Genomic DNA, 11,278 nt, shown 5'->3' on the forward strand with positions numbered 1-11,278 from the left:
GCGCGTTCAGTGCCGAGCGCGCTGGTCCGACCAGGCCCGCCACAGCGTGGCGTACGGGCCGTCCCGCTCGACCAGCTCGCGGTGGGTGCCCGCCTCGACGATCCGGCCGGCCTCCATCACCAGGACCCGGTCGGCGCTCACCGCCTGGGTGAGTCGATGCGCCACGATCAGCGCGGTACGCCCCGCCAGGGCAGCGGTGGCCACCCGTTCGAGCAGGCGCGCTCCGGCGCTCCCGGCCTCCGCGGTGGCCTCGTCCAGGATCGCCACCGGCGGATCGGCCAGCAGCAGCCGGGCGAACGCCAACTGCTGGGCCTGCGCCGCGGTGAGGACGTGCCCGCCCGCGCCGACCTCGGTGTGCAGGCCGTCGGGCAGTTGAAGCACCCAGCCCAACGCCTGCACCCGGTCCAGCGCGGCGCTCACCTCGTCGTCGGTGGCGTCCGGGCGGGCCAGCCGCAGGTCGTCGACGAGCGGCCCGGCGAAGACGTGCACCTCCTGGGTGATGAGTGCGACCTCGCCGGCCGGCACCGCGACGGTCCCGCCGGTCGGCTGGTGCACCCCGGCGATCACCTTGGCGAGAGTGGTCTTACCGGCGCCGCTGCCGCCGACCAGGGCGACCCGCTCGCCGCGGGCGATCGTCAGGTCGACGTCGTGCAGCACCTGCCGGTCCGGCCGGTACGCGAAGTCCAGCCCGCGTACCACCACGGCGTCCGGGCCGTCGCCGGCGTCGGCACGTCGCCGTACGGGCGGGGTCAGGTCGGCGACCCCGACCAGCCGGTCCAACCCCGACGCGGCGGCCTGGGCATCGTCGACAAGGGCGAGAGCCACGTTGATCGGGCCGAACAGCCCGTGGAAGTACAGCGCCGCCGCGGTCGCCGTGCCGATGCTCACCGCGTCCCCGCGCACGAGGAAGAAGCCGGTGCCGAGGACTGCGGCGAGCCCGAGGAACTCGGCGACGTGCAGCCGGGCGTAGAACCGGGTCTGCAACGCGACGCCCCGCAGCAGCAGGTCCACCGCCTGCTGGGACTTCGTGGCGACCCGCTCCCGATGCTCGTCGGCGATCCGGAACGCACGGATCGTCGGCGCGCCGTCGATCGTCGCGAGCAGGTGGTGCTGCTGCGCGGCGACGGCGACCCGCTGCCGGGCGTAGAGCGGGACGGCGCGGTGGGCGTACCAGCGCACCGTGTGCGCCTGCACCGGCACCGCGATCAGCGCCGCGAGAAGGAAACGCCAGTCGAGCACGGCCATCCCGGCCAGGGTGAGCACGATTGTCAGCAGGGCGCGGGTGAACTCGGGGACCGCGCTGCGGGCCGCCTCGGCGATCACGGCGACGTCGTTGGTGACCCGGGAGGTGAGGTCACCGGTCCCCGCGCGCTCGACCTGTTCCAGCGGTAGGTGCAGCGCCGAGGAGACGAACCGTTCCCGTAGCCGGGCCAGCACACCCTCGCCGACCTGCGCGAGCAGGGCGATACCGAACCCGGCCAACGCCGCCTCGACGACAGCGCCGGCCACCAGGCCCGCGCCGGCGAGGATCACGTCACCGGTGCTGCCGCCGCCGGTGGCCAGATCGACGATGCGCCCGAGCAGCGGCGGGCCCACCAGCCCGGCCGCGGTGCCGGCGACAAGCAGGGCGAGCGCCCCGGCCAGCCGGGACCGTTGCGGACGCACAAGCGCCCGCAACTGGGCCAGGGTGCGACGTCCGGTCGCGATCGGCAGCAACGTCGTCGAGTCGGTGGTCATGCGAGCACGGTCTCCCGGTAGGTGTCGTCCTCGGCGACCAGGTCGCCGTGCGCGCCGTCGGTGCGCACGATGCCGTCGTGTACGACGATCACCCGGTCGGTCACGGCGAGCAGCGCCGGGCTGGCGGTGACCAGGATCGTGGTACGCCCGTCCCGCATCGCGCGCAGTCGCCCGGCGATGCGGGACTCGGTCGCCGCGTCGACGGCTGTGGTCGGGTCGTGCACGACGAGCACCGGCGGGTCGCCGGCCAGGGCCCGGGCGAGCGCGATGCGTTGCCGCTGCCCGCCGGAGAGCGAACGGGCCCGATCGTCGAGCACCGTGTCCAGCCCGTCGGGCAGACCGCGGGCCACCTCGTCGGCGTCCGCGGCGGTCACCGCGGCGTCGACGCTCGCCGGCGCGGCCCGCCCGGCGAGCGAGACGGCGGCGCGGACGCTGTCGTCGAACAGGTCGGTCTGGTGGTCGACGGCCAGCACCACGGCCCGCAGGTCGTCCGGCGCCAGGTCGGCGAGGGGTACGCCGTCGAGTGTGATCACCCCGGCGACCGGATCGCGTACCCGCCCGAGCAGCCGCACCAGTTCGGCCGCCTCGGCCGGGTCGGTGGTCACGATGCCGACCAGCTCGCCGGGGGCGATCTCCAGGTCGATGCCGCGCAGGGGTGGGCTGTGCACCCCGCGCAGCGCGAGCCCACCACGGGCCGGCGTGACCGGGTGCGCCGTGCCGTCGGGCACCGCGACGGGCGTGTCGAGGACGGCGGCGACGCGGCGGGCGGACGCGCGGCCCTGCGCGAGGTCGGCGCCCACCCAGCCGAACGTGGACATCGGACCGACCAGGAACTGCGCCAGGCCGAGTGAGGAGATGAGCTGACCGACGCTGATCTGGCCGTGGAGTGCGAGGACCCCGCCGATGACCGCGATGATCGCCAGGAACGTCCCGCTGAGCGTGAGCACCAGTCCCTGGTACGCGGCCTCGGCGCGCGCCGCCCGTACGGTCGCGGCCAGCGCGCTGCGGCTGCGCTGCGCGTACCTGTCGACCGCCGCTGTCTCGGCCCGCAGGCCCTTGACCACGCGCAGGCCGATGACCAGGTCGGCGGCGATGCCGGAGGCGTGCGCGCTGTGCTCCTGCTCGGTCTCGCTGCGCTCCTCCAGCGGCTTGCCGAACAGGCGGGTGAGCAGCAGCAGCGGCGGGGTGCCTAGGAGCACCACGAGCCCGAGTGGCAGGGAGATGGACAGCAGCAGGACCGCCGCGAGGACCAGGCCGACGACGGCGGCCACGCCGGAGACGACGGCGATGGCGACCGCGCCGACCCGGGCCGCGTCGCTCGTCGCGATCGACACCAGGGCGCCGGGCAGCCGGTCGGCCTCCGCGCCGCCGCGCTCGTGCAACACCCGCCTGGTCACCCGTAGCCGCAGGTCGTGCGCCGCCTGTTCGGCGGCACGTTCGCCGGTACGCTCGCCGTAGCGGTAGCTGTAGCTCAGGCCGACGTAGACGGCGGCCAGCACACCCAGCCAGAGGGCCAGGCTGCCGACACCTCCGTCCACGGCCCGGTCGATGATCACACCGATCAGGAACGGCACCGCGGCTTCGCCGGCCTGGTGGCCGGTGATCAGCAGCGTGCTCAGCGAGATGAGCCGCCGCTGCCTGCCGAGCGTGGCGGTGAGCAGGCCGCTTCCGCCGGTCACGCGGGGACCCGGTCGACCGCCGCGACGACGCCGGCGTGGGCCAGTCGACGCCGCTGCCGCCCGGCCGGCACCACCATCGGGGTGTCCGTCTCCGGGTCGGTCATCACCCGGCAGGGCATCCCGAAGACCGTCTCGACAAGCTCCGCCGTCATCACCTCGGCGGGTGGCCCCTGGGCGAGAACCCGGCCCTCCCGCATCACGATCAGCTCGGTGGCGTACCGGCAGGCGTGGTTGAGGTCGTGCAGGACGGCGACGACAGTGCGGCCCTGCTCGTGCAGGTCGGCGCAGAGGTCCAGCACCTCGAACTGGTGCGACAGGTCGAGGAACGTGGTCGGTTCGTCGAGCAGCAGGATCGGCGTCTGCTGGGCCAGCGCCATCGCCAGCCAGACCCGCTGCCGCTGCCCGCCGGAGAGTTCGTCGACGAACCGGTCGGCCAGGTCGGTCACCTCGGTCTGGCGCATCGCGTCGGCGACCGCCGCCTCGTCCTGCGGCGACCACTGCCGCAGCAGGCGCTGGTGGGCGAAGCGGCCCCGGGCGACCAACTCCTCCACCACGATCCCGCCGGGCGCGACCGACGACTGCGGCAGCATGCCGAGCTGCCGGGCCACCTGCTTGGACGGCTGCGACGCGATGGTCTGACCGTCCAGGTAGACGGCGCCGGACTGCGGCTTCAGCACCCGGGCCAGGGAGCGCAACAACGTCGACTTGCCGCAGGCGTTGGGGCCCACGATGACGGTGAACGACCCGTCGGTGATCTGCACGTCGAGGCCCTGGACGACCACCCTCTTGTCGTACGCCAGGGTCAGCGCGTCGGCCCGCAGCCGCGACTCGGTCATCGCTGTGCTCCTTGTCCGCCGTTACGTCGCTCGTGGAAGAGCAACCAGGTCAGGTAGATGCCGCCCAGGGCGGCGGTGACGAGACCGACCGGGACGTCGTCGTCGGGCAGGAGGCGCTGGGCAACCCAGTCGCTCGCCGTCAACAGGGCGGAGCCCATCAGCGCGGCCGGCAGGATCCCGGCGTTCGGCGAGCGGGTCAGCCGAGCGGCCAACGGTGGCGCGGCGAGGGCGACGAACGCGATCGGCCCGGCCGCGGCGGTGGCGCCTGCCGCGAGCCCGACGCCGGCCAGCGCGAGCACCACCCTGCCGCGTTCGACGGGTACGCCGTGCAGCATCGCGGTCTCGTCGCCGAGGGCCAGCATGTCGAGGTGCCGGCCGTGGTAGAGCGCGACCGGCAGCAGCACCGCGACCGCGACGCCGACGAGGGTCACCTCGGTCCATCCGGGGCCGTTGACGCTGCCGATCAGCCAGACCTGGGCGGCGATCGCCTCGTCCAGTCGGCTGCGGTAGATCAGGAACGAGTTGAACGAGTCGAGCAGCGCGGCCACTCCGACGCCCATCAGCACCAGCCGGAACGGCTGCACCCCACGGCGGAACGCGAGCAGGTAGATGGCGACCGAGGTGGCCAGACAGCCGACGATCGCACCGGCCGCGACCTGGAAGCCGCTGCCGTTGAACAGCAGCAGGACGATGAGCGCGCCGGTCGCCGCGCCCACCGTCAGGCCGACGAAGTCGGGGCTGCCCAGGGGGTTGCGGGTCAACCCCTGGAAGATCGTGCCGCTCGCGCCGAGGGCCGTGCCGACCAGCAGCGTGATGAGTACGCGGGGTAGCCGCAGCTCCTGCACGATGAAGTCGGTGCCCGGGTCGCCCTGGCCGACGAGGCTGCGCAGCACGTCGGGCACGGGGATCGGGAAGTCGCCGCTGGAGAGGTTGACGAGCGCGACGCCCAGCGCCGTGAGCAGCAGCGCGGTGCCGGCGATCAGCGCCCGCAGGTGCAGCCGCAGCGAGAGCCGGCCGCCCCGGCTGCGGATCACCAGGCGGGTCGTCCGTCCGGACGGGCGGAGCTGGAGCACCGGGCCGCTCACAGGGTGCTCAGTCGGCGTCGGCGGCACAGCGCGATGAACAGCGGTGCGCCCAGGAACGCGGTGACCACCCCGACCGGCAGCTCGGCCGGGGCCACCAGGACCCGCCCGAGCACGTCCGAGACGAGCAGCAGGGTGGGGCCGAGGACCAGCGAGTAGGCCAGGATCCAGCGGTGGTCCGAGCCGGTGAACATCCGGGCCGCGTAGGGGACGGCCAGGCCGACGAACCAGATCGGCCCGCAGGCGGCGGTCGCGGCCCCGCACAGCAGGGTGATCGTGATCATGCCCAGCACCCGGATCCGTCCCGGGTGCGCGCCGACCGAGGTCGCCGCGTCGTCGCCCATGCTCAGCGCGTTGAGTTGGCGGCCCAGCGCCAGCGCCAGCAGGACGCCGACCACCAGGAACGGCGCCAACTGGGTGATCGTGCTGGTCTCCCGGTCGGCGAGCGAGCCGACGTCCCAGTGCCGGTACCTGTCGAACGCCTCCCGGTGGGTCACCAGGATCGCCCAGACTCCGGCGCCGAGCACGGAGGTGAGGGACACCCCGGCGAGCACCTGCCGTTCCGGGGTGGGCGCCCGGCCGGCGCCGCCGAGCGCGAAGACGGCCGCCGAGGTGAGCCCGGCGCCGGCGATGGCGAACCAGACGTACCCGTTCGCGCTTGTCACTCCGAGGAGCGCGATGGCCAGCACCACGCCCGTGGATGCGCCCAGGCTGACCCCGAGCAGGCCGGGTTCGGCGAGCGGGTTGCGGGTGAGCGCCTGCATCACCGTGCCGGCCAGGCCCAGCGCCGCGCCCACGGCGAATCCGAGGATCGTCCGCGGCACCCGTAGCCGGTGCACGATCTCCGCGGCGGAGGAGCCGTCGTCGTGCCAGAGCACCTGCCAGACCGTGCCGAGGCCGAGCGAACGGCTGCCGACCGCGATGCTCAGCGCCACGGCGGCGGCGAGGGCGACGACGCCGACGACGAGGCCGGTCCAGCGGCGACCGGAGCGCGAAGACGACTCGCGCGGCGCCTTCCGGGGTGAAACGGTCCCGGGCGCCGGGTGGGTGCCGGTGCCTGGGGTCAACACGTGCTCCATCCGTCCACCCGTTCGCATTACTCAATTAGGTGAGGCTAACCTACACTCCCGTTCGAGGTCACCACCCTGGGGCCTCGCTGGCAGAAAGGAACAGCCGTGCGGCTTCCCTCAATCCGCCGGAGCGCGACTGTCGCTTCGACCGCGCTCCTGCTTCTCCTCGCGGCCTGCGGCGGTGGATCGGAGCCGTCGGCGCCCTCCTCCGGCGCCACCACCTCCACCGCCTTCCCGGTCTCGATCGAGCACAGGTTCGGCACCGCCACCATCCCGGCCGAGCCCAAGCGGATCGCCGTGGTCGGCCTGGTCGAGCAGGACGCCCTGCTGTCGCTGGGCGTCGTGCCGATGGCCACCACCGAGTGGTTCGGCGAGAAGCCGGGCGCGATCTGGCCCTGGGCCGAGGCCGCGCTGGGCGCGGGTGCCAAGCCGCAGGTGCTCACCAACACCGACGGCATCCAGTTCGAGAAGGTGGCCGCCCTGCGGCCCGACCTCATCCTCGGCGTCTACTCGGGGCTGACCAGCGACGACTACGCGAAGCTGGCGAAGATCGCGCCGACCGTGGCCCAGCCGAAGGACTCCGTCGACTATGGGGTGTCCTGGCAGGACGTCACCCGTACGGTCGGCACCGCCGTGGGGCGCAAGGCCCAGGCGGACAAGGTCGTCACCGACGTCGAGGCCACGTTCGCCGCGGTACGCACGGCGAACCCGGCCTTCGCCGGCGCGACCGGCCTGATGGCCACCACCTACGAGGGCTACTACGTGTACGGCCCGCAGGACTCGCGCGGTCGGTTCCTCACCGACCTGGGCTTCAAGCTGCCGTCGGGGCTGGCCGAGGTGACCGGCAAGGAGTTCGGCGCGAACCTGAGCCGGGAGCGCACCGACATGCTCGACACCGGCGTACTGATCTGGCTTGTCGACAGCTACGACGCCGACCGGACGAAGGTGCAGGCCGACCCGCTCTACAGCAAGCTCAAGGTCAAGACCGAGGGTCGTGACATCTACCTGGAGAACGAGGAGCTGGTCGGCGCGGCGACCTCGTTCATCACCCCGCTGAGCCTGCCGTTCCTGCTGGAGAAGATCGTCCCGCAGCTGACCGCGGCGGTGGACGGCAACCCGGCCACGGCGGTGCAGCGCTCCGCGGCCTGACGACCGGGGTGGGGAACTGGACCGGACGGGACGGTTCCCCACCCGCCGGCGGTCCGCCGGGTCGCGGTTATGCCTCGGCGGCGGGTCGGCTGTGCACCACCAGCTCGTCGATCTCCAACCGGCCGACCCGCAGCTCCCGCACGACCGCCCGGCGGATCGCCAGCCGCCCGATGACAAGCGCCCCCACGGCCACGGCCCCGACCGCCAGCGCCCCCACGGCGAGGGCGCCGAGGGACGCCGCCCCGGCAGCCCGCGCGCCGGTGGCCGCCGCGCCCGTCGCCACCGCGCCGTTGGCGCGCGCCCCGGTCAACCGCATCACGCGTACGTCTCGCTTCATCACCCCATTGTCCGCGTACGGCCGCCCGCCCGCTCCCCGCGTTTCCCGCGTGTCACTCCGCCGTCGCAGCCTCGCCCCATCACCTCAGTCGCGGAACCGGTGGTCCGGGCCGAGCCAGCCGCTGCCGCCTGTCGGCGCGCCGTGCGCCAGGTCCGCGTCGGGGTCGTGGCCGTAGAGCCACCGGAGGTGGTTCAGGTCGACCTGCCGGGCCAGTTCCTCGTCGCGGGCGCGCTGCGCCGGTCCGTCGGGCAGGTGGAAGAGGTCGGCCCGGTGCCGGGCCTGCCGGTGCACCTCCGCCAGCCGGGGGCGACGCGCCCGCTCGTACCGGTCCAGGGCGGTCGCCGGGTCCGCGGCCAGCAGGTCGGCGACGAGCAGGGCGTCCTCCAACGCCTGGTTGGCGCCCTGCGACAGGTACGGCAGGGTCGGGTGGGCGGCGTCGCCGAGCAGCACCAGCCGGCGGCTGTGCCAGGGCCCGGCGATGTCCCGGTCGTAGAGTCCCCAGCGGCCGACCCCTCGGGCCGCGCCGACGACCCGGCGCACCTCGGGATGCCAGCCGCGCAGTGCGGCGATCAGCTCCTCGACCCCGGGGTCGTCGGTCTCCACGCTCTGCGCGCGGACCACGCTGACGTGCACCGTCTGCCGGGCGGCGATCGGGTAGTACGTGACGTGGGCGTCGGGCCCGAACCAGAAGAGCACCCGGGGTACGCGGCCCAGCGCGGGCACCTCGTCCACCGGGAGCAGGCCGCGCCAGACGGCGTAGCCGGAGTAGCGCGGACTGTCGTCGATGAGCGCGGGGCGCACCACGGAGTGCACACCGTCGGCGCCGATGACCAGGTCGGCGGTGTCCCTGGTGCCGTCGGCGAGGTGCAGCGTGGCCCGCTCGTCGTCCTCGCTGACACGCACGACGCGCCGGCCCAGCCCGAGGTCGGCGGCCGGCAGGAGCCCGACCAGGCCGCGCTGGAGGTCGGCACGGTGGATGAGCACGTACGGTGCCCCGAAGTCGGTCACGCACGCCTCGCCGTGCGGGACTGCGCAGAGGAGCCGGCCGTCGTCCCAGCGTCGGGTCTCGATCGATTCGGCGGCCACGCCGTGCTCGCGCAGCGTCGGGCCCACACCGAGCCGGTGCAGGATCCGCACCCCGTTCGGGGAGAGCTGGATGCCGGCGCCGACGGTGGTGAACCGGGCGGCCTGCTCGTAGATGCGGTACGGCATCCCGTGCCGGCGCAGCAGCGCGGCGACGGCCAGCCCGGCCACCCCGCCGCCCACGATCGCGACCCGTGTCACGCCGCCACCCCGCCCGGCTCGTACCCGTACAGCCAGGCACGGGCGTCCAGGTCGGCGGCCTGCCGCAGCGCCACGTCACGGCTGACCTGTTCGGGGCCGTCGGCGAGGTGCAGGTACCGGGCCTGGGCGCGTGCGGCGCTCTGCACGGCGGTGGCCCGGGGCAGGCGCTGCCGCTGGTAGCGCAGCAGCCGGTCCGGGGCGTCGGCGCGGGAGGCGCCGGTGAGGCAGGAGGCCAACTCGACGGCGTCCTCGACGGCCTGGTTCGCGCCCTGGGCCAGGAAGGGCAGCATCGGGTGGGCGGCGTCGCCGAGCAGGGTGACCCGGCCAACCGACCAGGCGGTCAACGGTTCCCGGTCCCACAGCGCCCAGTACCGCACCTCGCGGGCGGCTCGCACGACGGCGGCGACCGGGGCGTGCCAGCCGTCGAACGCGGCGACCAGGTCGGCCGGATCCACAGTGGCCGACCACGATTCCACCGGCGGCTGGTGCAGGGGGGCGATGGCGGCGAAGCCGAGCGCCCGGCCGCCGCTGACCGGGTAGCAGACGAAGTGCCGGCCCGGACCGAGCCACATCCGGGCCACCGGCACCCGGGCGCCCGCCGGCAGTCGGTCCATCGGCACCAACCCACGGAACACGCCGAGGCCGGAGAAGACCGGCCGGTCCGGGACGAGCGCCGCGCGGACCGCCGACCGCAGCCCGTCCGCGCCGACCACCACGTCGGCCCGGTGGGCGCTGCCGTCGGCGAAGGTGAGCACCACCTCCTCGCCGTCGTTGTCCACGGTGGCCAGCCGCCGGCCCAGATGCAGCCGGGTGGGGTCCACCCGCGCGTGCAGGGCGTCGCGCAGGTCGGCACGGTGCATCCCCAGGTACGGCGCGCCGAAGCGCACCTCGCAGGCCGCGCCCAGCTCGGTGCGGGCCACCGGACGGCCGGACCAGCCGTGGATCTGCGCCGCGGCGAGTCGGACGGCCCGGGCGTCGAGCGTGGGCCGCAGACCGAGCCGGTGCAGGGGCCGGACCGCGTTCGGGGAGAGTTGGACGCCGGCGCCGACCTCGGTGAGCCGGTCGGCCCGCTCGAACACCTCGTAGGCCGTGCCGGCCGCGTCGAGGGCCGCGGCCAGGGTCAGCCCGCCGATGCCGGCGCCGACGACCGCCACCCGCGGGCTGCTCATGACGGGTTTCCGTCCGGGTACGCCGCGGCGAGCCAGGCGTAGGTGCGCAACTCCTCGAAGAGGCTGCGGCCGAGCCGGTTGTGCAGCATGTGGACGTGGGAGAAGAGGATCTGGGCGGGCGGCGTGTCGCCGGTGGCGGCGATCCGCTCGGCCAGGTCCGCGATCGCGGCGTGCCAGCGGCGGAACGGGCCGTGTGCGTCCGGGTCGGGGACCGGGCCGGTGGCGTCGACGGCGCAGAGGGCGGCCAGTTGTTCGGGCGTGGTGCCGGAGTGCCCGGCCCACACCCGCCAGGCCTCCATGCTGCGGCGGTAGAACTCGGCCTGCCGCGCGGGGCCGCCGAGGGCGGCCGCGGCGGCGATGGTGCCCCGCAGGCCCAGGCCTGTGCGCAGCCCTTCGGAGGGCCGGCTGGGCAGCACGGCGACGACGAGTTCGCTGGACAGCTGGAACAGCCGCTCGGTGGCGGGCATCAGCGGCCGACCGCCGTAGCGCAGGTGCTCCGGCTCGTAGACGGCCCGATGCACGCCCGGCGGCATCAGGTCGAGCACCTGCCGGTCGGCACCGCGTTCGGTGGCGGCGAAGGTCACCGCTCCGGCCCGGTAGCCGGCCTCGTCGAGGGGCTCCTCGTCGTCGGCGAGCCGGCCGGCCTCGGCCAGCCGGTCGCGTAACGCCTGCTCCACCCGCTGATACGTCGCGGAGTCCAGGTCGCCGACGCGGAATCGCAGGTGGGTGCCGGCCTGCCAGAAACGCATGAAGAACCAGGGCCGACCGTCGAGTTCGGCGGCGACCGGCCGGATCACCTCCTGGATCACCCGGTCCTGCACCGAACGGGCGTCCGAGGCGAGGTGCAGGTGCCACGAACTCCACTCGGTGGGCCGGCTCGCGGCGGGGTCGGGGCGGAGCACGGTCTGGGTCACGGCATCTCCTCTGTTCTCGAT

Annotated in this window: 10 protein-coding genes; 1 reads left to right on the plus strand and 9 read right to left on the minus strand. The window is 74.4% G+C overall.

What is annotated here, in order from left to right; genetic code table 11:
- Positions 1–6: 6 nt before the first annotated feature.
- From ACGFH8_RS01840 to ACGFH8_RS01860, 5 genes are read right to left on the minus strand one after another with little or no spacing between them, the layout of a single operon-like run.
- Positions 7–1,737, minus strand: coding sequence for an ABC transporter ATP-binding protein (locus ACGFH8_RS01840; RefSeq protein WP_393361912.1), 1,731 nt, complete (start codon positions 1,735–1,737; stop codon positions 7–9).
- Positions 1,734–3,416, minus strand: coding sequence for an ABC transporter ATP-binding protein (locus ACGFH8_RS01845; RefSeq protein WP_393361915.1), 1,683 nt, complete (start codon positions 3,414–3,416; stop codon positions 1,734–1,736). Before ACGFH8_RS01845 ends, ACGFH8_RS01840 begins: the two co-directional genes overlap by 4 nt.
- Positions 3,413–4,252: an ABC transporter ATP-binding protein gene (locus tag ACGFH8_RS01850; protein ID WP_393361918.1), complete on the minus strand. Its 840-nt coding sequence runs from the start codon at positions 4,250–4,252 to the stop codon at positions 3,413–3,415. Before ACGFH8_RS01850 ends, ACGFH8_RS01845 begins: the two co-directional genes overlap by 4 nt.
- The gene (locus tag ACGFH8_RS01855) at positions 4,249–5,337 is read right to left on the minus strand and encodes a FecCD family ABC transporter permease (protein ID WP_393361921.1); all 1,089 of its coding nucleotides are present in this window, start codon (positions 5,335–5,337) and stop codon (positions 4,249–4,251) included. Before ACGFH8_RS01855 ends, ACGFH8_RS01850 begins: the two co-directional genes overlap by 4 nt.
- On the minus strand, positions 5,334–6,413 hold the full coding sequence (locus tag ACGFH8_RS01860; RefSeq protein ID WP_393361924.1) for a FecCD family ABC transporter permease: 1,080 nt from the start codon (positions 6,411–6,413) through the stop codon (positions 5,334–5,336). Before ACGFH8_RS01860 ends, ACGFH8_RS01855 begins: the two co-directional genes overlap by 4 nt.
- A 96-nt stretch (positions 6,414–6,509) precedes the next feature.
- On the opposite strand from ACGFH8_RS01860, the gene ACGFH8_RS01865 reads away from it, so the two are divergent.
- Entirely contained in the window at positions 6,510–7,553 is a 1,044-nt protein-coding gene (locus tag ACGFH8_RS01865; protein WP_393361927.1) for an iron-siderophore ABC transporter substrate-binding protein, read from the plus strand.
- A gap of 67 nt (positions 7,554–7,620) precedes the next feature.
- Here the strand turns inward: ACGFH8_RS01865 and ACGFH8_RS01870 are convergent, their stop codons facing one another.
- From ACGFH8_RS01870 to ACGFH8_RS01885, 4 genes are all read right to left on the minus strand, one after another.
- The gene (locus ACGFH8_RS01870; protein WP_393361930.1) at positions 7,621–7,890 is read right to left on the minus strand and encodes a hypothetical protein; all 270 of its coding nucleotides are present in this window, start codon (positions 7,888–7,890) and stop codon (positions 7,621–7,623) included.
- Between the two features lie 84 nt (positions 7,891–7,974).
- The gene (locus tag ACGFH8_RS01875) at positions 7,975–9,174 is read right to left on the minus strand and encodes an FAD-dependent monooxygenase (protein WP_393361933.1); all 1,200 of its coding nucleotides are present in this window, start codon (positions 9,172–9,174) and stop codon (positions 7,975–7,977) included.
- On the minus strand, positions 9,171–10,343 hold the full coding sequence (locus tag ACGFH8_RS01880) for an FAD-dependent monooxygenase (protein WP_393361936.1): 1,173 nt from the start codon (positions 10,341–10,343) through the stop codon (positions 9,171–9,173). The genes ACGFH8_RS01875 and ACGFH8_RS01880 overlap by 4 nt, the downstream gene beginning before the upstream one ends.
- Positions 10,340–11,257, minus strand: coding sequence for a thiopeptide-type bacteriocin biosynthesis protein (locus ACGFH8_RS01885; RefSeq protein ID WP_393361939.1), 918 nt, complete (start codon positions 11,255–11,257; stop codon positions 10,340–10,342). Before ACGFH8_RS01885 ends, ACGFH8_RS01880 begins: the two co-directional genes overlap by 4 nt.
- Positions 11,258–11,278: the final 21 nt, after the last annotated feature.

Origin of the sequence: Micromonospora sp. NPDC049175 (assembly GCF_043197345.1) — a bacterium.
Classification (GTDB): domain Bacteria; phylum Actinomycetota; class Actinomycetes; order Mycobacteriales; family Micromonosporaceae; genus Micromonospora.